Source organism: Streptomyces sp. NPDC001492, from assembly GCF_053597275.1.
Genome location: NZ_JBSFHW010000037.1, coordinates 1 through 25,503, shown reverse-complemented (window position 1 = coordinate 25,503; position 25,503 = coordinate 1). Strand labels below are relative to the sequence as shown.

At 70.6% G+C, this 25,503-nt stretch carries 23 protein-coding genes and 3 tRNA genes; 14 read left to right on the top strand and 12 right to left on the bottom strand.

The genetic code is table 11. From position 1 onward, the window contains the following. Positions 1-39: 39 nt before the first annotated feature. From purD to ACWC1K_RS36135, 4 genes are all read left to right on the top strand, one after another. Complete coding sequence (gene purD / locus ACWC1K_RS36150; protein ID WP_450837147.1) at positions 40-1,293, top strand: phosphoribosylamine--glycine ligase; 1,254 nt, start codon at positions 40-42, stop codon at positions 1,291-1,293. A 377-nt stretch (positions 1,294-1,670) separates the two neighbouring features. Beyond that, positions 1,671-3,476 (top strand): hypothetical protein, encoded by a 1,806-nt coding sequence (locus ACWC1K_RS36145; RefSeq protein WP_450837218.1) that lies wholly within the window; start codon positions 1,671-1,673, stop codon positions 3,474-3,476. A gap of 213 nt (positions 3,477-3,689) precedes the next feature. Next, complete coding sequence (locus ACWC1K_RS36140; protein WP_450837146.1) at positions 3,690-5,189, top strand: N,N-dimethylformamidase beta subunit family domain-containing protein; 1,500 nt, start codon at positions 3,690-3,692, stop codon at positions 5,187-5,189. 108 nt (positions 5,190-5,297) lie between these two features. After that, complete coding sequence (locus ACWC1K_RS36135) at positions 5,298-6,197, top strand: phosphoribosylaminoimidazolesuccinocarboxamide synthase (protein ID WP_450837145.1); 900 nt, start codon at positions 5,298-5,300, stop codon at positions 6,195-6,197. Between the two features lie 45 nt (positions 6,198-6,242). Here ACWC1K_RS36135 and ACWC1K_RS36130 read toward each other — a convergent pair. The 8 genes from ACWC1K_RS36130 to ACWC1K_RS36095 all read right to left on the bottom strand — a co-directional run bounded on the left by ACWC1K_RS36130 (position 6,243) and on the right by ACWC1K_RS36095 (position 10,734). Continuing rightward, positions 6,243-6,315 (bottom strand) — tRNA-Gly (locus ACWC1K_RS36130). Positions 6,316-6,338: 23 nt separating this feature from the next. Continuing rightward, positions 6,339-6,953: a response regulator gene (locus ACWC1K_RS36125; protein ID WP_450837144.1), complete on the bottom strand. Its 615-nt coding sequence runs from the start codon at positions 6,951-6,953 to the stop codon at positions 6,339-6,341. Beyond that, on the bottom strand, positions 6,950-8,221 hold the full coding sequence (locus tag ACWC1K_RS36120) for a sensor histidine kinase (protein ID WP_450837217.1): 1,272 nt from the start codon (positions 8,219-8,221) through the stop codon (positions 6,950-6,952). The genes ACWC1K_RS36125 and ACWC1K_RS36120 overlap by 4 nt, the downstream gene beginning before the upstream one ends. Beyond that, positions 8,203-8,982 carry an ABC transporter permease gene (locus tag ACWC1K_RS36115; RefSeq protein WP_450837143.1) on the bottom strand — a complete coding sequence of 260 codons (780 nt, stop codon included), beginning with the start codon at positions 8,980-8,982 and terminating at the stop codon, positions 8,203-8,205. Before ACWC1K_RS36115 ends, ACWC1K_RS36120 begins: the two co-directional genes overlap by 19 nt. Continuing rightward, positions 8,979-9,917 (bottom strand): ABC transporter ATP-binding protein, encoded by a 939-nt coding sequence (locus ACWC1K_RS36110; RefSeq protein WP_450837142.1) that lies wholly within the window; start codon positions 9,915-9,917, stop codon positions 8,979-8,981. Before ACWC1K_RS36110 ends, ACWC1K_RS36115 begins: the two co-directional genes overlap by 4 nt. Before the next feature lie 149 nt (positions 9,918-10,066). Next, a tRNA-Gly gene (locus ACWC1K_RS36105) sits at positions 10,067-10,139 on the bottom strand. Between the two features lie 81 nt (positions 10,140-10,220). After that, positions 10,221-10,292: transfer RNA gene (locus ACWC1K_RS36100), tRNA-Gly, on the bottom strand. 124 nt (positions 10,293-10,416) lie between these two features. Next, a complete protein-coding gene (locus ACWC1K_RS36095; protein ID WP_232653356.1) occupies positions 10,417-10,734 on the bottom strand; it encodes a histone-like nucleoid-structuring protein Lsr2 in 318 nt (105 codons plus the stop codon). 279 nt (positions 10,735-11,013) lie between these two features. Between ACWC1K_RS36095 and purS the strand changes: the two genes are divergently transcribed. Genes purS through purL form a run of 3 tightly spaced genes read left to right on the top strand, consistent with a single transcriptional unit; the run spans position 11,014 to position 14,233 of the window. Next, positions 11,014-11,277 (top strand): phosphoribosylformylglycinamidine synthase subunit PurS, encoded by a 264-nt coding sequence (purS, locus tag ACWC1K_RS36090; protein ID WP_007383088.1) that lies wholly within the window; start codon positions 11,014-11,016, stop codon positions 11,275-11,277. Beyond that, positions 11,274-11,978, top strand: a complete 705-nt coding sequence (gene purQ, locus ACWC1K_RS36085) for a phosphoribosylformylglycinamidine synthase subunit PurQ (protein ID WP_450837141.1) — start codon at positions 11,274-11,276, stop codon at positions 11,976-11,978. Before purS ends, purQ begins: the two co-directional genes overlap by 4 nt. After that, on the top strand, positions 11,975-14,233 hold the full coding sequence (gene purL / locus ACWC1K_RS36080; RefSeq protein WP_450837140.1) for a phosphoribosylformylglycinamidine synthase subunit PurL: 2,259 nt from the start codon (positions 11,975-11,977) through the stop codon (positions 14,231-14,233). The genes purQ and purL overlap by 4 nt, the downstream gene beginning before the upstream one ends. Positions 14,234-14,446: 213 nt before the next feature. Here purL and ACWC1K_RS36075 read toward each other — a convergent pair whose 3' ends face one another. Continuing rightward, the gene (locus tag ACWC1K_RS36075; protein WP_450837139.1) at positions 14,447-15,940 is read right to left on the bottom strand and encodes an MFS transporter; all 1,494 of its coding nucleotides are present in this window, start codon (positions 15,938-15,940) and stop codon (positions 14,447-14,449) included. Positions 15,941-16,017: 77 nt separating this feature from the next. Between ACWC1K_RS36075 and ACWC1K_RS36070 the strand changes: the two genes are divergently transcribed. The 5 genes from ACWC1K_RS36070 to purM all read left to right on the top strand — a co-directional run bounded on the left by ACWC1K_RS36070 (position 16,018) and on the right by purM (position 21,011). Continuing rightward, positions 16,018-16,656, top strand: a complete 639-nt coding sequence (locus tag ACWC1K_RS36070) for a TetR/AcrR family transcriptional regulator (protein WP_450837138.1) — start codon at positions 16,018-16,020, stop codon at positions 16,654-16,656. A 10-nt stretch (positions 16,657-16,666) separates the two neighbouring features. Beyond that, on the top strand, positions 16,667-17,464 hold the full coding sequence (locus ACWC1K_RS36065) for a sterol carrier family protein (protein ID WP_450837137.1): 798 nt from the start codon (positions 16,667-16,669) through the stop codon (positions 17,462-17,464). 40 nt (positions 17,465-17,504) lie between these two features. Beyond that, complete coding sequence (locus tag ACWC1K_RS36060; protein ID WP_450837136.1) at positions 17,505-18,293, top strand: META domain-containing protein; 789 nt, start codon at positions 17,505-17,507, stop codon at positions 18,291-18,293. Positions 18,294-18,354: 61 nt separating this feature from the next. Next, complete coding sequence (gene purF / locus ACWC1K_RS36055; protein ID WP_123966093.1) at positions 18,355-19,884, top strand: amidophosphoribosyltransferase; 1,530 nt, start codon at positions 18,355-18,357, stop codon at positions 19,882-19,884. Between the two features lie 59 nt (positions 19,885-19,943). Next, entirely contained in the window at positions 19,944-21,011 is a 1,068-nt protein-coding gene (purM, locus tag ACWC1K_RS36050; protein ID WP_450837135.1) for a phosphoribosylformylglycinamidine cyclo-ligase, read from the top strand. Positions 21,012-21,085: 74 nt separating this feature from the next. On the opposite strand, the gene ACWC1K_RS36045 is transcribed toward purM, so the two are convergent. Then, on the bottom strand, positions 21,086-21,346 hold the full coding sequence (locus tag ACWC1K_RS36045) for a DUF3073 domain-containing protein (protein ID WP_351477387.1): 261 nt from the start codon (positions 21,344-21,346) through the stop codon (positions 21,086-21,088). Positions 21,347-21,636: 290 nt separating this feature from the next. Beyond that, a complete protein-coding gene (locus ACWC1K_RS36040) occupies positions 21,637-22,740 on the bottom strand; it encodes a Leu/Phe/Val dehydrogenase (protein WP_450837134.1) in 1,104 nt (367 codons plus the stop codon). 222 nt (positions 22,741-22,962) lie between these two features. Here ACWC1K_RS36040 and ACWC1K_RS36035 point away from each other — a divergent pair, with 222 nt between their 5' ends. Beyond that, complete coding sequence (locus tag ACWC1K_RS36035) at positions 22,963-23,805, top strand: hypothetical protein (protein ID WP_450837133.1); 843 nt, start codon at positions 22,963-22,965, stop codon at positions 23,803-23,805. 565 nt (positions 23,806-24,370) lie between these two features. After that, positions 24,371-24,577 (top strand): developmental transcriptional regulator BldC, encoded by a 207-nt coding sequence (bldC, locus tag ACWC1K_RS36030; protein ID WP_003949541.1) that lies wholly within the window; start codon positions 24,371-24,373, stop codon positions 24,575-24,577. 491 nt (positions 24,578-25,068) lie between these two features. Here the strand turns inward: bldC and ACWC1K_RS36025 are convergent, their stop codons facing one another. Beyond that, entirely contained in the window at positions 25,069-25,257 is a 189-nt protein-coding gene (locus ACWC1K_RS36025; protein WP_450837132.1) for a DUF6274 family protein, read from the bottom strand. Positions 25,258-25,503 lie beyond the last annotated feature (246 nt).

The following is a 25,503-nucleotide window of genomic DNA, read 5'->3' as shown; positions in this document are numbered from 1 at the left end:
CTCGGCACCCCGCACAAAACCCCCGTTAGGCTGACCCCCGTGAAGGTCCTCGTCATCGGCAGCGGCGCCCGCGAACACGCCCTGTGCCGTTCCCTGTCCCTCGACCCCGACGTCACCGCGCTGCACTGCGCCCCCGGCAACGCCGGCATCGCCGAGGTCGCCGAGCTGCACCAGGTCGACGCCCTGGACGGCAAGGCCGTCTCCGCGCTGGCCACGGAACTCGGCGCCGACCTCGTGGTCGTGGGCCCGGAGGCACCCCTCGTCGCCGGGGTCGCCGACGCCGTGCGCGAGGCGGGCATCCCGGTCTTCGGCCCCTCCCGGGAGGCCGCGCAGCTGGAGGGCTCCAAGGCCTTCGCGAAGGACGTCATGGCGGGTGCGGGGGTGCCCACCGCACGCTCGTACGTCTGCACGACCCCGGAAGAGGTCGACGAGGCACTCGACGCCTTCGGCGCCCCCTACGTCGTCAAGGACGACGGCCTGGCCGCCGGCAAGGGCGTGGTCGTCACCGGCGACCTCGAGGCGGCGAGGGCGCACGCCAACTCCTGCGAGCGCGTCGTCATCGAGGAGTTCCTCGACGGCCCCGAGGTCTCCCTCTTCGCCATCACCGACGGCGAGACGGTCGTCCCCCTCCAGCCCGCCCAGGACTTCAAGCGCGCGCTCGACGGCGACGAGGGCCCCAACACCGGCGGCATGGGTGCGTACTCGCCGCTGCCGTGGGCCGACCCGAAGCTGGTCGAGGAGATCCTGCAGACCGTCCTGCAGCCGACCGTCGACGAGATGCGCCGTCGCGGCATCCCCTTCTCCGGCCTCCTGTACGCCGGTCTCGCGATCACCTCGCGCGGCGTCCGGGTCATCGAGTTCAACGCCCGCTTCGGCGACCCCGAGACCCAGGTGGTGCTGGCCCGCCTGAAGACCCCGCTGGCCGGCGTCCTGCTCGCCGCGGCGAACGGCACCCTCCAGGACCTGCCGCCCCTGCGCTGGAGCGAGGCCGCCGCGGTCACCGTGGTCGTCGCCTCGCACAACTACCCCGGCACCCCCCGCACCGGCGACCCGATCACCGGCCTCGACGAGGTGGCCGCCCAGGACGCCCCGCACGCGTACGTCCTGCACGCCGGGACCAGACACGAGGGCGACGCGGTGGTCAGCGCCGGCGGCCGCGTCCTGTCCGTCACGGCGACCGGCAAGGACCTCACCGAGGCGCGCGAGCGCGCGTACCGGGCCGTCTCCCGTATCCGCCTCGACGGCTCCCAGCACCGCACGGACATCGCGGCGAAGGCGGCGCAGAACGCCTGACCCACCATGTCGCCCACACCCGCCGGCCAACCCTTCGGGCCCCGGATCCGTCTAAGGATCCGGGGCCCGAAGGGTTCCGTCTCCGGTTCGGGACAGAGTCGGGACCGGGCTCGGGATCGGTTCGGGAGCAGGGGCCTGATCTTCGCTTTCCGTCATCCACCTTTCCCCAAGGCCATTCCATCGAGTGACCGATGCCCCATCCGGCTGACGTGGGCCGAGGCCCCAACTAGGGTGCGGCGCAAGCGGTCCGGCACTTGGCCCACCGGCATTGCGATGTCAGTGGCGGGTGCCACAGTGGGGGAGTGAGCAACGCCAGGACAGCCGCGCAGCCAGGACAGCTTGGGAGGGGGTGAGGACCGGCCGTGACCGGGACCGGTATGGGTGTGGAAGCGGGCGCGCAGGCAGCGCGCGCCAGGGCCCTCGCCGTGCTGCGCATCCGCAGCAGGGCGCTGGCCGTGGCGGTGCTGCCCGCGGCGGTCGCCGTGATCCTGCTGGCCGGCGGTTCCACCGACCACCTGGTGGGCCCCTTCTGGCACGCCGCCCGCTGGACCATGACCCCCCTCGCCGTCCTCGTCCTGCTCGCCGCGGGTGCCATCGCCCTGGTCGTCGCCCGCGCCCGCCCGGCCGTCAGCCCGACGGTCCCGATCGCCGAGGAGTCCGCCCCGGACCTGTACCGGATGGTGCGCGACCTCGCCGACCGGCTCGACGTCCCCGCGCCCTCGGCGATAGCGCTCACCCCGGACTGCGACAGCTGGCTGGAGGACCGCACCCACCCGGCGCACGGCCCGCCCCCCGCGGCGGACCGGGACGAGATAGCGGGTATGCGCGGCGCCCACCGGCGCACGGCCGCCGCGCCGGTCCTCGTCATCGGTTCCCCCTTCCTGTGGTGGATGCGCGTCGGCGAACTGCGCGCGGTCCTCGCTCCGGTCGTCGCCGGTACGGGACCTTCCGCCCACCCGGACATAGCGGCGGCCCGCCGCTTCGTACGGGGCCTGGACGCGGCGGTGGCCGTCGGCTCGACCCCCGGCCGCTGTCCCCTGACCCGCGGGGTGTGCGCGAGCATCGGCTGGGTGGCCCGCGTGCTGCTGCGCAGCTGCCGGGAGCATGCGGCGCAGATGGAGCGAGGCGTGGCGGCCGCGGCCTCCGAGCGTGCACAGGCTGTGGATTACGGCCTCAGGATCGTCGCCCAGGAACAGGTCGGCCTGGCCTACGCGGGCTGGGACCGCCTGCTGACCCGGGTCGCGCTGCCCGCCTGGCGGATGGGCCGCTGGCCGTCCCGCCTGGACGCGGGAGTGGTGGCGGCCCTCACCGAACTCTCCCGCCGTGACCGCCTGGCCGAGGGCTTCGCCTCCCGTCTGGGCGAGCGCCCCGCCTGCGACCTGCTGGAAGAGCCGGGCACGGTGGACGGGGCGGCCTCACTCCTCGCCGCCCGCCTCTTCCACGGCGGTCCCGCCGAGCCCGGCCCGGACTGGGCGCCGGTCGACTGGGACGAATATCCGGAGGAGGTCGTGGACCGCAAATGGCGCACCGACGCGGCCCGCCTCCACCGGGTCCTCGACACCCTGGGCGTGAGCCATACCCCCGACCCCACCACCCCGCCCCCCGACGGCCCCACCCTCTCCAGAATCCTCCACCACTTGTCGACCCCACCGGCCCCGGACCCCGAAGCCGCGGTCGCCGACGGCGAGGAAGCTCCGCAGGGGCCAACCGCGCCCGACGACGAAAGCAGCACAGGCGGTGCGGGCGGGGACATCCAGGCCGAAGGCGAAGCCGAGGCCGAGCCGCCGGAAAACGAACGCACAGCCACCCTCGCCGCAGGCCTCACCGCCGAGCTCGCCCGCGAGGAAGCCGCAGCCGCCACCCCCGCGGAGCGAACCGCCCCCGACGCCGCCTTCTGGGACGAAGCCACGCTCCCGCTCTTCCCGCTCCAACCCGCGAGAACAGCCCGCGAGTTGCTCGCGGACCACGTCACCGCGATGGTCTGCTGCGCCGCCATGGACACCGCGGGCGCCACCCCCGGCCTCGACTGGCTCGACGGCCCGTCCCTCCTCATCAAGGGCGAACGGGCCACGGATCTGACCCCCCGCGTCCTCAGCCTCGTCGAGGACGGCGACCCGGCCCCCCTGCGGGCCTGGCTTCTCGAATCCGGCATACGCCCCGAGAAGCCCGTCCGGCTTGTGTGACGGTCACCCGTTCCGGAACCCCGCATTCCACTTTCGGCCAATTCGCAACGAATAGTGACCACATGGGTGCGCAATGTGATGTGCTGGGACCGATCGAGCACATGGCAAGGGCTTGCGGCACAAGCCGGGCACGCCAGGGCCACAAGCCAGGCACGCCACACCATGCGACAGGCACACCACGCGACCGCGGGGAATCGAGGGAGGGGAGCGACCATGGGGCAGGAGCAGATCCGCCGCTGGGAATCCGGGGCGCTGGCGCATGCCGTGACCGACCCCTTCGGCCAGGGCCCGGTGCCGTGGCTCCGCGGCAGCGAGACGTACTTCGACGACACCGGCCAGGTGGTCCCCTGGTACGTGGACGGCCCCCCGCAGTCGTCGGACGGCTCCCCGGACACCCCGCGCGTCCCGGCACCCCGAGCCGCCGGTGGCCCCCGCTCCGCGGACGACGTCCACCGCCAGATCAAGGGCTTCATCTCCACCGGCGCCGTCGCCCCCGGTGAGGCCGTCGACTTCCACATCACGGTCGACCCGCCCCAGGAGTTCAGCGTCGACATCTACCGCATCGGCCACTACGGCGGCGACGGCGCGGCCAAGATCACCACCAGCCCCCGCCTCTCCGGCATCGTCCAGCCCCCGCCGCTCACCGCGGACCGCACGGTCTCCTGCCACCACTGGTGGCTCTCCTGGCGCCTGCAGATCCCGAGCTACTGGAGCATCGGCGCCTATGTCGCCGTACTCACCACCGTCGACGGCTACCGCTCCCACATCCCCTTCACGGTCCGCGACAAGCACCCCGCGGACCTGCTCCTGCTGCTGCCCGACGTCACGTGGCAGGCGTACAACCTCTACCCGGAGGACGGCCGCACGGGCGCGAGCCTCTACCACGCCTGGGACGAACAGGGCCGTCTGCTGGGCGAGTCCGACGCGGCGACCACGGTCTCCTTCGACCGCCCGTACGCCGGAGCCGGCCTCCCCCTGCACGTCGGCCATGCCTACGACTTCATCCGCTGGGCCGAGCGCTACGGCTACGACCTCGCCTACGCCGACGCCCGCGACCTGCACGCGGGCCAGGTGGACCCCACCCGCTACCGCGGCCTGGTCTTCCCGGGACACGACGAGTACTGGTCGGCCAGCATGCGCCGCACCGTCGAACTCGCCCGCGAGCACGGCACGTCCCTCGTCTTCCTCTCCGCCAACACCATGTACTGGCAGGTCGAGTTGGGCCCGTCCCCGTCCGGCGTCCCCGACCGCCTGCTGACCTGCCGCAAGCGCAAAGGCCCCGGCCGGCCGGTCCTCTGGCGCGAGATCGACCGCCCCGAGCAGCAACTGGTCGGCATCCAGTACGCGGGCCGGGTCCCCGACCCCCACCCCCTGATCGTCCGCAACGCCGACCACTGGCTGTGGGAGGCGACCGGCGCCCACGAGGGCGACCGGATCGAAGGCCTGGTCGCGGGCGAGGCGGACCGCTACTTCCCGCGCACCGCGCTCCCCGAGCACGAGGAGCGCATCCTGCTCGCCCACTCCCCGTACACCGACTCCGAGGGAGCTCTCCGCCACCAGGAGACCTCCCTCTACCGAGCCCCCTCCGGCGCCCTGGTGTTCGCGTCCGGGACCTTCGCCTGGTCCCCGGCCCTGGACCGTCCGGGCCACGTCGACACACGCGTCCAGCGCGCCACGGCCAACCTCCTGGACCGCATCTGCAAACGTGACTGAACTCACGTAAGCCCACGTCACCGCCCCTTTCGAACCCACCCCACTCCAGGGGCGACCCCCGGCATACGGGAGAATCGACCCCATTGGACAGAACCACGGGGAGGAACCGTGTCCGGATTCGTAGAAAAGCCCGAGCCGATCCAGGTTCCGGGCCTGGTTCACCTCCACACCGGCAAGGTGCGCGAGCTGTACCAGAACGAGGCCGGCGACCTCGTGATGGTCGCCAGCGACCGCATCTCCGCCTTCGACTGGGTGCTGCCGACCGAGATCCCCGACAAGGGCCGCGTCCTCACCCAGCTGTCCCTGTGGTGGTTCGACCAGATCGCCGATCTGATCCCCAACCACGTGATCGGCACCGATCTGCCCGCCGACGCCCCCGCCGACTGGGCCGGCCGCACCCTCGTCTGCAAGTCGCTGCAGATGGTCCCGGTGGAGGCCGTCGCCCGCGGCTATCTCACCGGCTCGGGCCTGCTCGAGTACAACGAGTCCCGCACGGTCTGCGGCCTCGCCCTCCCCGAGGGCCTGGTCGACGGCAGCGAACTCCCCGCCCCGATCTTCACCCCCGCCACCAAGGCCGAGGTCGGCGAGCACGACGAGAACGTCTCCTACGAGGAGGTCGCCCGCCAGGTCGGCGCGGACACCGCCGCCCGACTGCGCCAGGCCACCCTCGCCGTCTACGGCCGGGGCCGGGACATCGCCCGCGACCGCGGCATCATCCTCGCGGACACCAAGTTCGAGTTCGGCTTCGACGGCGAGACGCTGGTCCTCGCGGACGAGATCCTCACTCCGGACTCCTCCCGCTTCTGGCCGGCCGACCAGTGGGAGCCGGGCCATGCGCAGCCGTCGTACGACAAGCAGTTCGTCCGGGACTGGCTGACCTCGCCGGAGTCCGGCTGGGACCGCAAGAGCGAGCAGCCCCCGCCGCCGCTGCCGCAGCAGGTCGTGGACGCGACCCGGGCGAAGTACATCGAGGCGTACGAGCGCCTGACGGGTACCAGCTGGGCGTAGCCACGCGAAAGGCCCCCGGCGGGAACCGGGGGCCTTTCGAACCGGAGCGGACGACGAGGCTCGAACTCGCGACCTCAACCTTGGCAAGGTTGCGCTCTACCAACTGAGCTACGTCCGCAGTGCGCCGTGGCGCGGAGCCAACTATACCCAACCCCGCTCCCGCGCGAGCCGCACCGCCGCATGCCGGTTGTCGGCTCCCAGCTTGGAAACGGCCGACGACAGGTAGTTCCGTACGGTCCCCTGCGACAGCGCGGCCCGCTCGGCGATCTCCGCGACGGGCGCCCCGTCGGCGGCGAGTTCCAGCACCTCGGCCTCCCGCACGGTCAGCGGCGAGTCCCCGGAGGCGATCGCATCGGCGGCCAACTCGGGGTCGACGTAACGGTTCCCGGCGTGCACGGTGCGGATGATCTCCGCGAGTCGCCGGGCGCTCACCGTCTTCGGAACGAAGCCGCGCACACCCGCCGCAAGCGCCCGCTTCAGATGCCCCGGCCGCCCGTGGCTGGTGACGATGAGCACCTGGCAGCCGGGCAGTTCGGCCCGCAGGGATGTGGCGACCTTCACACCGTCGGCGCCCGGCATCTGAAGATCGACCACGGCCACATCGGGCTCGTGCGCCCGTGCCATCGCCAGCGCCTCAGGACCGGACGCGGCCTCGGCCACGACCACGAGGTCGTCCTCCAGGGCGAGCAGCGCGGCGAGCGCGCCCCGGATCAGATGCTCGTCGTCGGCGAGCAGAAGCCGTACGACGGCGGTCATGCCGTGAGCTCTTTCACGCTCAGGGGCACCTCGGCCGTCACCCGGAACGCAGCCGCCCCGACCCGGCCCGCGTGCAGCGTCCCGCCCACGGCGGACAGCCGCTCCCGCAGCCCGGCCAGTCCGGACCCGCCGCCACCGGCAGGATCCGAGGCGCCGTCGTTCTCCACGGTCAGCACCACACATCCTCCGACGGTCTTCAGCGCTATGTCACAGCGCGCCGCGTCCCCGTGACGCAGCACGTTGGTCGTCGCCTCCCGCACGACCCACCCGAGGACCGACTGGACCCCGACCTCCAGCCCGCCGGCCTCCCCGCTCACCTCGCAGTGGATCCCGGCCGCGCTCAACACGCCCTGCGCACCGGCGAGTTCGACCCCGAGATCGGCCTCCCGGTATCCCCGTACGACATCCCGCACCTCCCGCTGGGACTCCTGCGCGATCCGCTGCACCTCGATCATCTGCTCCACCGCCTCGGGCCGCCCGCGCCGCGCCAGCTGCACGGCCAGCTCGCTCTTCAGGGCGATCACGGCGAGATTCCGCCCCATCACGTCGTGCAGGTCCCGCCCGAACCGCAGCCGTTCCTCGGCGACGGCGAGGCGGGCCTCGACCTCCCGGGCCCGTTCCGCCTCCCACAGCACGGACAGGGTCCAGGCACCGCAGCGGCTGGCGAGCAGGGAGACGGCCACCCCGAAACCGGTCAGTACGCCGATCGTGACGATTCCGGCGGGATCCGGATAGGCCCAGGCGAAGGCGGCCATGAGCACTACGGCGAGCACGGCGGACCGGCGCAGGAACACCCGCATGGACACGACCAGCCCGTACAGCAGCCCGAAGGGCATCAGCGCGGCACCGATGACCAGCCTGATCGTCACCGCGTCGGCTCCGCCCAGCGCGGCGAGGGCCCAGGTCAGGGCCAGCGCGAGGCCCATCAGGACGGCGGCGGGGCGCAGGGCGCGGGCCGGTAGTTCGGCGCGGCCCAGGTAGTGGTCGAGCACGCTCCGGGTGAGCCGGTTGGCCTCCACGCACTGCAGGGCGCTCACCAGCAGGAGCAGTCCCGCGACGACCGCCGGGGCGGACCGCCGCTCAAGCCCGCCCACCAGCGGCAGTGCCAGCCAGGACAGGGAGAAGACCCAGGTGGTGATGTACGCGGTCACCAGAGTCTGCAGCTCGACCCGCTCGGCCTTGCTCCGCTCCCGCCAGTGCCGCCGCTGCCACCCCCGTATCAGCCCGAACACCACTGCTCCCCCGTCCGTCAGCGTCGAGGTTCCCAGCGGAACCACCGCCGTACAGCAAACACCGCCACCACGGTCCAGGCCAGAGCGGTCGCCACCGCCCCCAGCACCTCGTAGGCACTCAGGTGCCCGGTCCAGCCGCCCCGGACCAGCCGGATCGCGGGGGAGAGCGGAAGCAGTTCGCAGACGGAGGCCAGCCGGTGCGGCAGGAGTTCCGTGGGGATCATGATGCCCGAGCCGAACATGGACACGAACACCAGCGGCGCCGCCGTGATCTGGGCGCTCTCCGTGGTCCTGGTGAAGGAGGCGGTGAGCGCGGCGAGTGCGGCGCACAGCACCAGGCCCGACAGCAGCCCGAGGATCGTGAGATACGGCGCCCGGGGTGCCCCCGCGTCGAGCAGCACCGCGCAGCCGACGCAGAACAGGACGGCCTGGGCGAAGCCGAGGCAGACGACGGGGAGGGCGGTGCCGCCCAGGATCTCCGCGTCGCCGAGTTCGCCGGTGCGCAGCCGCTTGAGGACGAGCTCCTCGCGGCGGGCGACGTAGGCACTCACCAGGGAGGTGTACACGGCGAACAGGAAGGAGAAGCCGATCGCGGCGGTCAGCATCACCGTGCCGACGGTCAGCCCCTCTGCCTTGAGATTCATCTGGTCGACCGCGGGCCGCACACTGAACGGCAGCGCGAGCGGCATCAGCAGCGCCGTGACCACGGCACTCCGGTTGCGCCCGAGCAGAGTCAGCTCCGCCCGCGCCAGCGCCCGCAACCGTCGCCCGACCGGGCCGAGGACCACAGCACTCACGCCGCCACCGCCCTGTCCCGCGCGATCCCCAGGAACGCCTCCTCCAGCGAGGCCGACCGGACATCCAGCCCCCGCAGCTCCACCCGCGCCGCCTCGGCCCACACCAGCAGCCCGGTGGCCGCCCGCTGCAACTCCCGCGTCCGCAGCCGTACGAGGTTCCCGTCCACCTCGTGCCCGCAGATCCCCAGCTCGCCGAGCGGCGGCAGGTCCCCGAGGAAGTAGCCGTCGGGCAGCCGGAAGGAGATCCGTGAGGGCTGCGCGGCGGTCACCTCGGCCGGCGTCCCGGTCGCCGCGACGCGCCCCTCGTGCAGGATCGCTATCCGGTCGGCGAGCCCCTCCGCCTCCTCCAGATAGTGCGTGGTCAGCAGCACGGTGGTGCCGCCTTCGCGCAGTGCCCGCACCAACTCCCAGGTGTCGAGGCGCCCTTCGGGGTCGAGCCCGGTCGTGGGCTCGTCCAGGAACAGCACCTCGGGCCGGCCGAGCAGCGCGAGCGCCAGGTCCAGACGCCGCCGTTCACCCCCGGACAGCTGCTTGACCCGTACGCCGGCCCGTTTCCCGAGCCCGACGAGCGCCAGCACCTCGTCCTCCGGCCGCGCTCCGCTCACACACCCCGCCCACATCCGCGTGGTCTCCGCGACGGTCAGCTCGGACGGGAACCCGCCCTCCTGCAGCATCACTCCGACCCTCGGCCGTACGACGGCCCGCTCCTCGTAGGGATCGTGGCCGAGCACCCGCACCCGGCCCCCGGCCGGCCGGGTGAGCCCCTCCAGCAGTTCGACCGTGGACGTCTTGCCCGCGCCGTTGGTGCCGAGCAGCGCGAAGATCTCGCCGCGGCCCACGGAGAAGGAGATTCCGCGCACCGCCTCAAACCCGCCCCCGTACACACGCCGCAGGTCAGTGACCTCAATCACGTGTCCGTGTTCGTTCGTGTCCATGACTTCAGCGTCCCGGCGACCGGGGCCGGGCAGCAGTGCGCGCTGTCATCACTCGGCATGACAAATGTCAGAGGACGGAGGGAAGGGGCGGAGGGAGAGGTTCTGAACACGACGAAGGCCCCAGTCATAAGACTGGGGCCTTCCATCAGAGCGGACGACGAGGCTCGAACTCGCGACCTCAACCTTGGCAAGGTTGCGCTCTACCAACTGAGCTACGTCCGCATTGCCTCCGACCGGCTCCCACCGATCGGCGCGAGCACCAGCCTACCTGATCCACAAGAGTGGTCCGGACCGGCGGTGCAGAGCGGGTGACAGGAATTGCACACTGCGCCTTCCCCCTGGAAGGGGGATGTTCTGCTACTGAACTACACCCGCATGTACTCCGTGAGCCGGGCCCTTCGGCCTTGCCCCTCGGCGTGCTCCAGACTCTAGCTGACCAGGAGGGGTGCAGCGCAAGTCGGTTCTCCCGAGGGGCCGGTGACCGGTCGTCGGGCGGCGGCTACTGCGCCGCGCTGAACGCCTCGTAGACCTTCTTGGGGATCCGGCCGCGGGCCGGCACGTCCATCTTGTTGGCCTGGGCCCAGGCACGGACGGCGGCCGGGTCGGGGGCGACCTCCGTCTGCCGGTAGGTCCGGCCCGACTTCGACCGCTTGCGGCCGGCCTCCACGTACGGCGCGAGCGCCTTACGCAGTTTCTTGGCATTGGCTTGATTCAGGTCGATCTCGTACGACTTGCCGTCGAGTCCGAAGGCGATCGTTTCCGCCGCTTCCGAGCCGTCGATGTCGTCAGAGAGAGTGACCACGACCTTCTGCGCCACGAATATCGGTCCCTTCGTGCGGCACGCTGACAATTCATTTGTACAGTGCCCGACAATGCAATGTGAAGCCCGACTAAATCCTCCCGCGTGTCCGAGCGCAATAGGTTTCGGATGTCGATCCGGGATCTTTCCCGGAAATTTCCTGGAGGGGCGGGCCGCCGCACCTGATCGTGACAGCCGTCACGTAGATTCCTACAAGTCGACGCGCGTAGAAATTTTGTGCAGGTAGTCTGAAACCACTGCAGGAACCTGCTCCGCACCACACCACCGGGAGTGCACGTGGCACGCGTCGTAGTCGACGTCATGCTCAAGCCGGAGATCCTCGACCCCCAGGGCCAGGCGGTGCAGCGCGCACTGCCGCGTCTGGGTTTCGACGGCATCTCCGACGTACGTCAGGGAAAGCGATTCGAACTGGAAGTTGACGGGCCGGTCGACGAGGCCGCCCTCGCCCGCATCCACGATCTTGCGGAATCCTTCCTCGCCAACACCGTGATCGAGGACTTCACCGTCAAGGTGGAGGAAGTCGCGGAGGCCGCGAAGTGACCGCTCGTATTGGCGTCGTCACTTTCCCGGGCAGCCTCGACGACCGGGACACCCAGCGCGCGATCCGCCTCGCGGGCGCCGAACCGGTCGCCCTCTGGCACAAGGACAAGGACCTCCACCAGGTGGACGCGGTCGTCCTTCCGGGCGGTTTCTCCTACGGCGACTATCTGCGGGCCGGCGCCATCTCCCGCTTCTCGCCGGTGATGGAGACGGTCATCGAGCAGGCGAAGGCAGGCCTTCCGGTCCTCGGTATCTGCAACGGCTTCCAGATCCTCACCGAGGCCCACCTCCTCCCGGGCGGCATGCTCGGCAACGACCACCTGCACTTCATCTGCCGCGACCAGAAGCTGCGGGTGGAGAACGCGGAGACGTCCTGGACCAGCGACTACACCGCCGGCCAGGAGATCCACATCCCGCTCAAGAACATGGACGGCCGGTACGTCGCGGACGAGTACACGCTGGACAAGCTGGAGGCCGAGGGACGGGTCGTCTTCCGCTACCTGGCCCGCGACGGAGTCGCTCATGAGCGCGGCAACCCCAACGGTTCCCTCCGTGACATCGCCGGCATCACCAACGAGGCCGGCAACGTCGTAGGCCTCATGCCGCACCCGGAGCACGCCGTCGAGCCCCTCATCGGCTCTGGCCGCACCGACGGCCTCCCCTTCTTCACCTCGATCCTCAAGAAGCTGGTCAACGCATGAGCCGGACGCCTCTGGACACGGTCGAGCACGCGGCCGCGACCCCCGACGTCGAGCTGCCCTGGGCCGAACTCGGCCTGAAGAAGGACGAGTACGAGCGCGTGGTCGAGATCCTCGGCCGTCGGCCCACCGGTGCCGAGCTCGCCATGTACTCCGTCATGTGGTCCGAGCACTGCTCGTACAAGAGCAGCAAGGTGCACCTGCGCCAGTTCGGCGAGAAGGCCCCCCAGTCGGACGCCCTTCTCGTCGGCATCGGTGAGAACGCGGGCGTGGTCGACGTCGGCCAGGGCTACGCGGTCACCTTCAAGGTCGAGTCGCACAACCACCCCTCCTACGTCGAGCCCTACCAGGGCGCGGCCACCGGCGTCGGCGGCATCGTCCGCGACATCATCGCCATGGGCGCGCGGCCGGTCGCGGTCGTCGACCCGCTGCGCTTCGGCGCCGCTGATCACCCCGACACCAAGCGGGTGCTCCCCGGTGTCGTCGCCGGCATCGGCGGCTACGGCAACTGCCTGGGCCTGCCGAACATCGGCGGCGAGGTCGTCTTCGACGCCTGCTACCAGGGCAACCCGCTGGTCAACGCCGGTGCCATCGGCGTGATGCGGCACGAGGACATCCACCTCGCGAAGGCGTCCGGCGCGGGCAACAAGGTCATCCTGTACGGGGCCCGGACCGGCGGCGACGGCATCGGCGGCGCGTCCATCCTGGCCTCCGAGACCTTCGACGACGCCAAGCCGTCCAAGCGCCCGGCCGTGCAGGTCGGCGACCCCTTCCAGGAGAAGCTCCTCATCGAGTGCACCCTGGAGGCGTTCAAGGAGAAGCTGGTCGTCGGCATCCAGGACCTGGGTGCGGCGGGCCTGTCCTGCGCCACGTCCGAGCTGGCCTCCAACGGCTCCGGCGGCATGCGCGTGACCCTGGACGACGTACCCCTGCGCGACTCCACGCTCTCGCCCGAGGAAATCCTCATGAGCGAGTCGCAGGAACGCATGTGCGCGGTCGTCGAGCCGGAGAAGGTCGACCGGTTCCTGGAGATCTGCGACAAGTGGGACGTCATCGCCACGGTCATCGGTGAGGTGACCGACGGCGACCGCCTGGAGATCTACTGGCACGGCGGCAAGATCGTCGACGTGGACCCGCGGACGGTCGCGCACGACGGTCCGGTCTACGAGCGGCCGTACGCCCGCCCGTCCTGGCAGGACGAGCTGCAGGCCGACGACGCGAACAAGCTGCCGCGGCCCGCTTCGAGCGAGGAGCTCAAGCAGCAGGTCCTCCAGCTGGTGAGCTCCCCCAACCAGGCCTCCAAGAAGTGGATCACCTCGCAGTACGACCACTTCGTACAGGGCAACACGGTGCTGGCCCAGCCCGAGGACTCGGGCATGATCCGCATCGACGAGGAGTCCGGCCTCGGTGTCGCGATCGCCACGGACGGCAACGGCCGGTACGCCAAGCTGGACCCGTACGCGGGCGCGCAGCTGGCCCTCTCGGAGGCGTACCGCAATGTCGCCACGACCGGTGCCAAGCCCCTCGCGGTCTCCGACTGCCTGAACTTCGGCTCGCCCGAGGACCCGGCCGTCATGTGGCAGTTCGCGGAGGCCATCCGCGGTCTCGCCGACGCCTGTCAGCAGCTCGGCACCCCGGTGACCGGCGGCAACGTCTCGCTCTACAACCAGACGGGCGAGGCGGCCATCCACCCGACGCCCGTGGTCGCGGTCCTCGGCGTCATCGACGACGTGGCCCGCCGCACGCCGGTCGCCTTCCAGGAGGAGGGGCAGCTGCTGTACCTCCTCGGCGACACCCGTGAGGAGTTCGGCGGTTCGGCCTGGTCGCAGGTGATCCACGACCACCTCGGCGGTCTGCCCCCGAAGGTCGACCTGGAGCGCGAGCGCCTCCTCGCCGAGATCCTGATCTCCGCCTCCCGGGACGGCATGATCGACTCCGCGCACGACCTGTCCGACGGCGGCCTCATCCAGGCCGTGGTCGAGTCGGCGCTGCTCGGCGGCAAGGGCGCGCGCCTGGTCGTACCGGACGGGCTCGACGCCTTCACCTTCCTCTTCTCCGAGTCGGCGGGGCGCGCGGTCGTCGCCGTGCCGCGCTCCGAGGAGGTCCGCTTCAACGACATGTGCGGGGCGCGGGGTCTGCCCGTCACGCGCATCGGTGTCATCGACGGTGACTCGATCGAGCTCCAGGGCGAGTTCGCACTGCCCCTGGAGGAGCTGCGCGAGGCCCACGAGGGGACGATCCCGGCGCTGCTCGCGTAGGCAGTGCTACGACGGTGAAGGCCCCGCCCGGATCATCCGGGCGGGGCCTTCTCGGCTGGTCGGGCGTTCAGCGGACGTAGTTCTTGAGGATCTCCGTGTCGAGTTCGATGCCGATCGGGTCGGGAAGCAGCACCTTCTCGCCGAACTTCGCGGTATGCGAGCGGGGGCGGCCTTCGCCGGTGATCACTCGCACGGATGATGGCCCGTGAACGGTCAGGCCCCAGCGGGCTGGTGCTCCAGCGCGGTCTCCGGGGTGTCGCCCTCGGCCGGCGGGGACGTCGGCAGCCGTAGCGCCAGTACGGCGGCCAGCGTCATCAGCGCCGCCCCGCCCCAGAAGACCGTCTGCGTCGCGTCGGTGAAGGCCTGCACTCCGTCCTTGTGAGCGGCCCCGGTGAGCCGGGCCAGCGCGCTGACGTCGCCGCCGGGGCCGTGGGCGGTGTACAGGCGGGCCAGGACGGTGCCGAAGAGGGCGGTGCCCAGGGCGTTGCCGAGGGTCTGGAAGAAGCGGATGCCGGTGGTGGCGACGCCCAGCTGGTGGTGTGGGGCGGCGTTCTGGACCAGGAGGATCAGCTGGCCGACCAGTTGGCCGAAGCCGGCCCCGGCCAGGAAGAGTTCGCCGCGGATCAGCCAGAGTGAGGTGTGCGGGGCGGTCGTCGTGGCGAGGAGGGCGAAGGCGACGGCGCTGGTGGCCGTGCCGGTGAGGGTGAAGGTGCGGGCCGTCCAGCCGCGTGCGGTGAGCGGGCCGGTGAGCAGGCCGACCGTCGCCAGGCCGGCGGCCATCGGGACCAGGTACAGGCCCGCGGAGGAACTGGTGATGCCGCGGGCGACCTGCAGGTAGATCAGGACGTAGTAGATCGCGCACATCATCGCCCCGCCCATGATGGCCTGTACGGCGAAGCCCAGCCGCACCTCGCGGATCTTGAACAGAGACAGAGGGAGAACCGGTTCGGGGGCGCGGAGCTGCCGCCAGAGGAAGAGGGCGAGCGCCGCGACTCCCGTCAGGACGATCCCGGTGATCACCGGAGACGTCCACGCGTACCGCTTCCCGCCCCAGTCCGTCACCAGCAGCAGCGCACTGGAGAAAGCGGCCGCGAGCGCGGCGCCCGCGTAGTCGACCGGGCGGCGCACGTGGTGCTCGGGGAGTTTCAGGGCGAGAGCGGCGCCGGCCAGGGCGGCGACACCGACGGGCAGGTTGACGTAGAAGATCCAGCGCCAGTCGGCGTGATCGGCCAGCAGGCCGCCGATCCAGGGGCCGACCGCCATGGCCCCGCCGGCGATGAGGCCACCCAGGTTGGTGCCCTTGTCGGCACTCTTCTCCTCCGGGCCTTTGAGGTGGGCGATGACCACCATCGTCACGCTCATCAGGCCACCGCCACCCAGTCCCTGCACTGCCCGGGCCGCGATCAGCTGCGCCATCGACTGGGCGGCGCCGCACAGCGCGGAGCCGAGCAGGAAGGTGGCGATCGCGCCGGTGAACACGCGTTTCGGGCCGACGACGTCGCACAGCTTGCCGTACAGCGGCAGCATCGCCGCCGACGCGAGCGCGTAGGCACTGACCAGCCACGGGATCTTGTCGATGCCGTGGCCGGGGTCGAGGTCCCGGACGATCGGGACGGTCGCGGCGGACACGATCTGCATGTCCAGCAGGGCCAGGACGATCGTCAGCAGGCAGACGACGAAGGCGACTTTGCGCCGGATCTCGGTCATGACACCACCATGGGCCCTTTTGTGTACTGAGTCAATGTTTCATCTCAGCTTAAAATTCGGCTTGGTACAGTGAGGTCATGGCTGAAGTGATGGGGCTGCGGGAGCGCAAGAAGGCGCAGACCGCGCGGCGGATCTGGCAGGTGGCCGTCGAGCTCTTCATCGAGCGCGGGTTCGACGCCGTCTCGGTCCAGGAGATCGCCGACGCGGCCGAGGTCTCCAAGATGACCGTCTTCAACTACTTCGGCTCCAAGGAGGACCTCGTCTTCCTGCCCATGGAGGAGCACTTCGGCGACGCGGCCCGCGCGGTCCGCGAGCGCCGGGCCGGCGAGTCCGCCGTGGAGGCCGTGCGCCGGCAGTTCCTGGAGATGGCCGAGGCCCGTGACCCCTCGGTCGGGCTGCACCCCGAACCGTTCGCCCGGCAGCTGCGCCAACTCGTCCTCGGCACCCCGGTCCTGATGGAGCGCGCCTTCCTCGCCGCCCAGAGGGGCACCCGCGACCTGGCCGCGCTGCTCGCCGAGGAGACCGGCGACCTCATGCTCGCCACCGTCGCCGCCGCCATGCTCAGCGCCGCCCGCAACGCCCTCATCGAGGAGCATCACGCCCGCATCGCGCGCGGCGAGACCGCCGACGAGGTCGCCGCCGATGCCGCGGAGCGCGCCCGGCAGGCGTTCGACCTGGTCGAAAAGGGGCTGAGCGGCTACGCCGTGAAGGCATAGGCTCGCCGCCATGCCTCCGGCCAAGAAGCGCCCCCGCACCTACGACCCGGCCAAGGTCCGCGCCGCGGTCCTCGCCCAGCTCGGGAACGTACGGGAGGCCGTACAGAAGCTGCCCCCCGAGCAGTTCGCGCTCCCCACCCGCCTCGGTGAGTGGACCGTGCGGGAGCTGGTGGCGCACATCGGGATGGCGGTGACGGCCGTCCAGCGGTCGCTCGACAAGCCGGAGCCCGCCAAGCAGGACGCCGTGCTGCTCGACTGGGTCTTCGCCACCGCCGCCAACTCCTCGGCCATCGACGAGTTCACCCGGCACCTCGCCGAGCGGCACACCGACCTCGGCGCCCATCTCGCGGACATCGAGCAGAGCCTCGGCAGGCTGCTCGACGAGCACCCCGGCAGCCGTCTTCTGGAGACCAACTTCGGCGCCGTGCCCCTCGCCGACTACGTCGTCACCCGTACCGTCGAACTCGTCGTCCACACCGACGACCTGAACGCCGCCGTACCGGGACTCGAGGTGCCGTACGACCGCCAGGCGCTCGCCGCCTGCACCCGGCTGCTCGCCGACGCCCTGGCCGCCAAGGCGCCCGGCGGCTCCACCGAGGTGCGGATCCCGCCCTACGCCGTCGTGCAGTGCATCGAGGGCCCCCGGCACACCCGTGGCACCCCGCCGAACGTCGTAGAGACCGACCCGCTGACCTGGATCCGGCTCGCGACCGGGCGCGTGACCTGGGCGGACGCCATCCAGGAGGCCCAGGTCAGCGCCAGCGGGGAACGGGCCGACCTGAGCGGGCTGCTGCCGCTGATGAGGTGAACGGGGGGAACCGGTCTCCCGTCCCTCCCGTCCCATCGGCATGGACAAACAGCGACTCACCCTCGCCGTCCTGACCGTGCTTCCGCTCGTCATGGCGTGCGGAAGCGACACGGGCGGCACCTCCGTCGTGTCGGAGGTGGCCGGCGTCCACTGGAAGGTCGACAGCGTCACCGTGGACGGCACCACCCGGCGTGCTCCGTCCGCCGCCGACCTCCGGATCCGCACGGACGGAACCGCCGTGGGCAACTACGGCTGCAACGAGTTCGGCGCCAAGGCCGCCTTCACGGACCACCGCGTCGAACTGACGAACGCCCGCCAGACCCTAATGGCCTGCGAGCCCCGGCGCATGGCCTTCGAGCGGGCCCTCGCCGCCACCCTCACCGACCACTCGCTCACGGTCGAGACCAAGGACGACGGGCTGACGCTCACCACCCGCGACGGCGACCGCATCCGGCTGACCGAGGAGAAGGACGCCCCGCTGTACGGGACGAAGTGGACGATCACGGCACTCGGTGACTCCAACGGCACGGCGACCGGCCTGCCGGGCCGGCAGAAGACCTCCGCGTACCTCACCTTCGACAAGAAGTCCGGCAAGGTCACCGGCCGCCTCGGCTGCAACCACGTCACCGCGGACGCCACGGTTCGCGACGGACATATCACCCTTGGCGCCCCGTCCACCACACGAATGATGTGCGACACCTCACTCATGCATACGGAGAAGGGCCTCCTGCGCCTCTTCGACGGCACCGTCAGCTACGGGTTGGATCATCAAACCCTCACGCTGACCAGCGAAAACGGAGAAACCGCCAAGGCGGTCGCCGAGCAGTGATCCATTGGCGGCAGGTATCCCCAATTCGGACCAGTGGTCGATCTCGCCTACACTCGGAGCCGTGCCACGTGGTGACGGTCGACTCAATCATGATCTGCTCCCCGGTGAGAAGGGCCCCCAGGACGCCTGCGGCGTCTTCGGAGTCTGGGCTCCCGGTGAAGAGGTCGCCAAGCTCACTTACTTCGGGCTCTACGCCCTCCAGCATCGGGGCCAGGAATCCGCGGGAATCGCGGTCAGCAACGGCTCCCAGATCCTCGTCTTCAAGGACATGGGCCTCGTCTCCCAGGTCTTCGACGAGACCTCGCTCGGTTCGCTCCAGGGTCATATCGCGGTCGGTCACGCCCGCTACTCGACCACCGGCGCCTCCGTGTGGGAGAACGCCCAGCCGACGTTCCGCGCCACCGCGCACGGCTCCATCGCGCTCGGCCACAACGGCAACCTGGTCAACACGGCGCAGCTCGCCGAGATGGTCGCCGACCTCCCGAAGAAGGAGGGCGGCCGCACCCCGCGCGTGGCGGCCACCAACGACACCGACCTGCTGACGGCGCTGCTCGCCGCCCAGGAGGATGCCGACGGCAAGCCCCTGACCATCGAGGAGGCCGCCCACACGGTCCTCCCGAAGGTGCGCGGCGCCTTCTCCCTCGTCTTCATGGACGAGCACACCCTGTACGCCGCCCGTGACCCGCAGGGCATCCGCCCGCTGGTCCTCGGCCGTCTGGAGCGCGGCTGGGTGGTCGCCTCCGAGTCCGCCGCCCTCGACATCTGCGGCGCGAGCTACGTCCGCGAGATCGAGCCGGGCGAGTTCGTCGCCATCGACGAGAACGGCCTGCGCACCTCCCGATTCGCGGAAGCGAAGCCCAAGGGCTGTGTCTTCGAGTACGTGTACCTGGCCCGCCCGGACACCGACATCGCCGGCCGGAACGTCTACCTCTCCCGCGTGGAGATGGGCCGCAAGCTGGCGAAGGAGGCCCCGGTCGAGGCCGACCTGGTCATAGCGACCCCGGAGTCCGGCACCCCGGCCGCCATCGGCTACGCGGAGGCCTCCGGCATCCCCTTCGGCGCGGGTCTCGTGAAGAACGCCTACGTCGGCCGGACCTTCATCCAGCCCTCGCAGACGATCCGCCAGCTCGGCATCCGCCTGAAGCTGAACCCGCTGAAGGAAGTCATCAAGGGCAAGCGCCTGGTCGTCGTCGACGACTCGATCGTGCGCGGCAACACCCAGCGGGCGCTGGTGCGGATGCTCCGCGAGGCCGGGGCCGCCGAGGTCCACATCCGGATCTCCTCCCCGCCCGTGAAGTGGCCCTGCTTCTTCGGCATCGACTTCGCCACCCGCGCCGAGCTCATCGCCAACGGCATGACCATCGACGAGATCGGCACCTCGCTGGGCGCCGACTCGCTGGCGTACATCTCCATCGACGGCATGATCGAGGCGACCACCATCGCCAAGCCGAACCTGTGCCGCGCCTGCTTCGACGGCGAGTACCCGATGGAACTCCCCGACCCCGAGCTGCTCGGCAAGCAGCTGCTGGAGACGGAGCTGGCCGCGGGTCCCGCAGCCACGGCCGCGGCCGACGCGATCCGCCGCCCGTAAAGCCCGTGCTGTGCTTTTTCTAGATACGTCTGCCGTACGACACGAAAGTTCTCACCGTCATGTCTGAGACAACTGGTGCCAGCTACGCAGCCGCGGGCGTCGACATCGAAGCGGGCGACCGCGCCGTCGAGCTGATGAAGGAGTGGGTGAAGAAGACGCAGCGCCCCGAGGTCCTCGGCGGCCTCGGCGGCTTCGCCGGCCTCTTCGACGCCTCCGCCCTCAAGCGCTTCGAGCGTCCTCTCCTCGCCTCCGCCACCGACGGTGTGGGCACCAAGGTCGACATCGCCCGCCAGCTGGGTGTGTACGACACCATCGGCCACGACCTGGTCGCGATGGTCATGGACGACATCGTGGTGTGCGGCGCCGAGCCGCTGTTCATGACCGACTACATCTGCGTCGGCAAGGTCCACCCCGAGCGGGTGGCCGCGATCGTCAAGGGCATCGCGGAGGGCTGTGTGCTGGCCGGCTGCGCCCTCGTGGGCGGCGAGACGGCCGAACACCCCGGCCTGCTCGGCCCGGACGACTTCGACGTCGCCGGCGCCGGTACGGGCGCTGTGGAGGCCGACCGGCTGCTGGGCCCGGATCGCATCCGTACGGGTGACACGGTGATCGCCATGGCGGCCTCCGGGCTTCACTCGAACGGGTACTCGCTCGTCCGGCATGTCCTGCTGAACCAGGCAGGCCTGTCGCTCGACGCGCGGATCGAGGAGTTCGGCCGCACCCTCGGCGAGGAGCTGCTGGAGCCGACCAAGATCTACTCGCTGGACTGCCTGGCCCTGACCCGTACCACCGACGTGCACGCGTTCAGCCATGTCACGGGTGGCGGCCTCGCCGCGAACCTCGCCCGGGTCATCCCCGACGAGCTGCACGCGATCGTCGACCGCTCCACCTGGACCCCGGCCCCGGTCTTCGACCTCGTCGGCAGGACGGGTCAGGTCGAGCGCCTGGAGCTGGAGAAGACCCTCAACATGGGCGTGGGCATGATCGCCATCGTCCCCGAGGAGTCCACTGACGTGGCCCTGGCGACGCTGGCCGACCGCGGCGTCGAGGCATGGGTCGCCGGCGAGATCACCGACCGCGGGGACCACGCGACGGGCGCGGAACTGGTTGGCGACTACAGCGCCTGAGGCCCGCTGGGACAGCGCAAAACCCGGTCCGGTGGTGTGGACCACCCCGGACCGGGTCAAGCACAGCTAGTGCGTCAAGCGCCGCGGCGATGTTGCGACGACGCGGGACCGGACTCGTCGTCCTCGTCCTCATCGTCGTCGTTATAGAGATCCGCGTACTGGGCGTACGGGTCGTCTTCGTCTTCGTCGTCCTCGAACGGCTCGCCGTTCGGCGGCTGGCTCGAAGTCGAAGCGCCCAGCTCACTGGCCAGACGCGACAGGTCAGTCCCGCCGCTGTTGTACTTCAGCTGGCGGGCGACCTTCGTCTGCTTGGCCTTGGCCCGGCCGCGCCCCATGGCTCGACCCCCTCGGTGACGGGGCTCGACGGCCCCAGAGTCTTGACACGCGTTCATGATCTAGAACGGGCTCTCCGCGGAGAGACCGGTCCGTAGGGCTTCCACGGTACCTGAGCCCGCGCCCATACGGTACGTCGCCCGCAGGACGGGCCCGGGTCCAGGACCCTCGGGGCGCCCCGTCCCCGCTGGTCAACCGCGATTTTAACCACTTCTCGGCAGGCGACCCGCCGACGAACGTGAGAGTTCTCTCTAAGTGTGCGCCGACGGGTACCGGCCAAACCTCCCCGAGGTCAGAGACTGCGCCCTGCGGCGGCCTCGTGCATCCGCTGCTCGGCGATCCGGTCGGCCGCCGCGGCCGGCGGAATCCCGTCCGTCTTCGCACGTGCGAATATGGCCAGGGTGGTGTCGAAGATCTTCGCCGCCTTTGCCCTGCACCGGTCGAAGTCGAAGCCGTGCAGCTCGTCGGCGACCTGGATGACACCGCCGGCGTTCACCACGTAGTCCGGCGCGTAGAGGATCCCGCGGTCGGCGAGGTCCTTCTCGACGCCCGGGTGGGCGAGCTGGTTGTTGGCGGCGCCGCAGACGATCCTCGCGGTCAGCGCGGGCACGGTGTCGTCGTTCAGGGCACCGCCGAGCGCGCAGGGGGCGTAGATGTCCAGGCCCTCGGCGCGGATCAGGGTCGCGGTGTCGGCGACGGCGCTCACGCCCTCCGGGTGCGCCGCGAGGATCCGCCCCACGGCCTCCTCCCGCACATCGGTGACGACGACCTCGGCGCCCTCGTCGCGCAGGTGCCGGACCAGGTGGTGGCCGACCTTGCCGACGCCCGCGATGCCCACCTTGCGGCCGCGCAGCGAGGGGTCGCCCCACAGGTGCTGGGCGCTGGCCCGCATGCCCTGGTAGACGCCGAAGGCGGTGAGGACGGAGGAGTCGCCGGCGCCGCCGTTCTCCGGGGAGCGTCCGGTCGTCCAGCGGCACTCCCGGGCCACGACGTCCATGTCGGCGACATACGTACCGACGTCGCACGCGGTCACGTAGCGCCCGCCGAGGGAGGCGACCATGCGCCCGTAGGCGAGCAGCAGCTGCTCGGTCTTGTCCCTCTCCGGGGCGCCGATGATCACGGCCTTGCCGCCGCCGTGGTCGAGACCGGCCATGGCGTTCTTGTACGACATCCCGCGGGCGAGGTTCAGCGCGTCGGCGACGGCCTCCGCCTCGGTCGCGTACGGGTAGAAGCGGGTACCGCCGAGGGCGGGGCCCAGGGCGGTGTTGTGGATGGCGATGACGGCCTTGAGGCCGCTGGCGCGGTCCTGGCAGAGCACGACTTGCTCATGTCCGCCCTGGTCCGAGTGGAACAGGGTGTGCAGTACATCAGCAGGTGCGCCGGTTACGTCGGTCACTGTGGTGACTCCTGAGTAGCTAGCGGCGGTCGGAGACCAGCTCCCGTGCGGGTGGCGGGTGCTGTGGGCATGAGATTAGAGCCTGGACGCCCCCGTCACCGCGCAGTGCTCAGGATCACCCACTCGCGGAGTACGTCCGTGCGACGATTTGCATAGATTTCCCGCCGGTTTGTGAGCGGGTTCCGCAGGTTTTCCCGGTGGTGGGCGGGGGAGGGAGCAGGCGTGCCCAAGGTGTCCTCGGTGATCGTCCCGTACGCGACGTACCTGCGCGTGTACGAGCCACTGGCCGCCTTCCCCGAGCCGGAGCGCAGCCACTGGGCGCGCTACGCCCGGCGCGCCGACCGTCCCTCGTACCAGGACGAACTGCGCCGCTCCCTGGCCGACTTGGTGCCCACCCCGCCGATCCCGGTGCCGGTGCACGAGAGCGGTGACGCCTTCGTGCTGGAGGCCGACGGGGTGCTGTGCGTGTGCCCCTGGCGGACCCGGCTGCGCGGCTGGCAGGCCCTCCAGGAGCTGCCCGAGGAGCTGCCGAGGCCGGTGCTGGACGCGGTGCTCCCGGAGGTCGTACGCCGCCAGGCGACCCAGGACTACGAGCGCTGGCTGGTCCGCAACCCGGACGCCCGCCCGTGGATCCGCACGGCGACCTGGCAGGTCCCGCTGCACTGGTTCGTGCTGGTGGCGGACGAGGAGCGGCGCTTCGACAAGGGCTCCGGCGAGATCCCCCCGATGCTGCGCTACCAGACGCCCATGGTGCAGGCGCGGCGGCGGGTGGCGCGGGCGCTGCGGGCCCTCAAGGACGGCATCGACGAGGGGCCGCTGATCGACGGCCTGGTGGACGTGGGGCGCTGGCTGGAGGAGTTCCACCCGCGCTCGACGGTGGAGCTGGACTACGGCGGCCTGGTGCACACGCTGCCGGCCGGTGAGCTCGAGGACGACCACTCCGCGGCGGACGTCGCCGAGGGCATCGAGGCGCTGCGGCAGGGCGACGGGGCGGCCGCGGGGGCGGCGTACGCGCGGCTGGTGGAGCGCTGGCGGGCGGTCCGGGACCGGCGCTCGGCCAACTGAGAACCACCTCAGGTAACGAACTGACGTTTGACGAATCGCCCGTTTTGGGGTTTCGTCCTCGCACCGAAGTGTGCTCTGAGTTTCCTGAGGTTTCGTCAACATGGGACGTAGGTCCCGATCCGGGCGTTCATCTCAAGCTGTGTCAAGCGTGACGGACCGCACTTACGCGGCCCTTGCGTCCCTTGCCCCTCCTCGTGCCAAAATAGGACAAGGAGTCCGGGGAGGGCTCCCTCCGTCCCAGTGCGTACCACTGTGGGCGGAATCTCAGCATTGCACGCTTTGGGGGGTCTCGTGGCTCCTGATTGTCCTGTGACTGATCGTCACAGTGACGTGACTGTCCGCTATGGCATGGTCCATCGGCTTCCGTCGCTGATGAACACCTGGAGGGGCAATTCCATCGGTTTGGCCGACGCGGCTGGACAGATGGTGTAGTTGTAGTGCCGAGGACAAGCCGTTCGTCCTATAACCGACTCGACCCGCGTCGACCATTTCGGGCAACGCGGGTCAAGGTGCAGAATTTAGAGGAAAGAACCGAGAAGGTTCGGTTCTCCCGAGGAGGCCGCTCATGACCGCTCGCACCCCTGATGCCGAGCCGCTGCTGACCCCGGCTGAGGTCGCCACGATGTTCCGCGTCGACCCCAAGACGGTCACGCGGTGGGCGAAGGCCGGAAAGCTCACTTCGATCCGTACGCTCGGCGGGCACCGCCGCTACCGCGAGGCGGAGGTCCGTGCACTGCTCGCGGGCATCCCGCAGCAGCGCAGCGAGGCCTGAACAACTGCATAACCGGGCAAACCGGCAGGTCCCCCACTTGCCGCAGCGCCCGAACCCTGGCTCCAAGCGACGCGGGGTCTGCCCCAACAGGCTCCACGCCCACGCTCTTCAGAGCTTTCCAAGCAAGTAACAGGGTGCGTCGTTGATCGCGCTGGACTCCGCCGGGTCCAGCGCGATCTTTTTTGTGCGCGCGGCCTGCCCGGGCCGGGGCGCTGTGAGCGGCCTTGTCGGAGTCTGGGGAAGGATGTCGGACCGCCCGTGGGGCCCGCTCGGCCGGGGCCCTGTGACAGTCTCGCGGAGAGGTCCCCGAGTGGTGCAATTGCACATATAAAATTGACCACTTGTAGGTGGGGTGTAAGTACCGCGCTTTCAGAAACTCATGCGGTGACACCCGTCACACGCCGCGGTCCTTGTTGCCTTCTGCGTCCGTGCGCTAGAGGAGGCAGGCGGTCCAGATTCCCATGGCGGGGCGGGCGTTGGGGCGTCGGACGTCATGCGCCGGCGGCACTTTCCTCGTCGACGGCCTCGTCCGGGACCTCGCCGGCCCTCGGTGAGTCCATCGCCAGCCGCAGCAGGTGGTGGCATATGGGGCAGTGGCGGGTCAGGTGGCCGTACGAGGAAGCGGCCGACAGATGCGCACGGAGCAGGGCCCGTGTCTCGTGCCTGACCGACGCCGCCATACGCCACCTCCACGGGGCCGAACGGGGAACGGGCCCTGTCTTCTGGGTACCGACGGAATGTGACGCCGTCAAGACGGCGTGGGGCTGCGCCGGTGCAGCGTGACGGGGCGTCGCCGGTGTGACAGCGCACGGCGCTGCGGTGGCCGTCCCTGGGGGCTGCCGCCCCCAGACCCCCGCTTCGGCCTGAACGGCCTCGTCCTCAAACGCCGGACGGGCTGATCGGTGGCGCACGAAGAAGGCCCGCAC

Excerpts from the sequence above, each read along its gene's own strand:
- ACWC1K_RS36110 (WP_450837142.1), bottom strand. The coding sequence starts at position 9,917 with ATGGACACGAACGAACACGGACACGTGATTGAGGTCACTGACCTGCGG.
- ACWC1K_RS36045 (WP_351477387.1), bottom strand. The coding sequence starts at position 21,346 with ATGGGGCGCGGCCGGGCCAAGGCCAAGCAGACGAAGGTCGCCCGCCAG.
- ACWC1K_RS36070 (WP_450837138.1), top strand. The coding sequence starts at position 16,018 with ATGGCTGAAGTGATGGGGCTGCGGGAGCGCAAGAAGGCGCAGACCGCG.
- ACWC1K_RS36025 (WP_450837132.1), bottom strand. The coding sequence starts at position 25,257 with ATGGCGGCGTCGGTCAGGCACGAGACACGGGCCCTGCTCCGTGCGCAT.
- ACWC1K_RS36060 (WP_450837136.1), top strand. The coding sequence starts at position 17,505 with ATGGACAAACAGCGACTCACCCTCGCCGTCCTGACCGTGCTTCCGCTC.
- ACWC1K_RS36075 (WP_450837139.1), bottom strand. The coding sequence starts at position 15,940 with ATGACCGAGATCCGGCGCAAAGTCGCCTTCGTCGTCTGCCTGCTGACG.
- ACWC1K_RS36125 (WP_450837144.1), bottom strand. The coding sequence starts at position 6,953 with ATGACCGCCGTCGTACGGCTTCTGCTCGCCGACGACGAGCATCTGATC.
- ACWC1K_RS36140 (WP_450837146.1), top strand. The coding sequence starts at position 3,690 with ATGGGGCAGGAGCAGATCCGCCGCTGGGAATCCGGGGCGCTGGCGCAT.
- bldC (WP_003949541.1), top strand. The coding sequence starts at position 24,371 with ATGACCGCTCGCACCCCTGATGCCGAGCCGCTGCTGACCCCGGCTGAG.
- purM (WP_450837135.1), top strand. The coding sequence starts at position 19,944 with ATGTCTGAGACAACTGGTGCCAGCTACGCAGCCGCGGGCGTCGACATC.
- ACWC1K_RS36065 (WP_450837137.1), top strand. The coding sequence starts at position 16,667 with ATGCCTCCGGCCAAGAAGCGCCCCCGCACCTACGACCCGGCCAAGGTC.
- purL (WP_450837140.1), top strand. The coding sequence starts at position 11,975 with ATGAGCCGGACGCCTCTGGACACGGTCGAGCACGCGGCCGCGACCCCC.
- ACWC1K_RS36145 (WP_450837218.1), top strand. The coding sequence starts at position 1,671 with ATGGGTGTGGAAGCGGGCGCGCAGGCAGCGCGCGCCAGGGCCCTCGCC.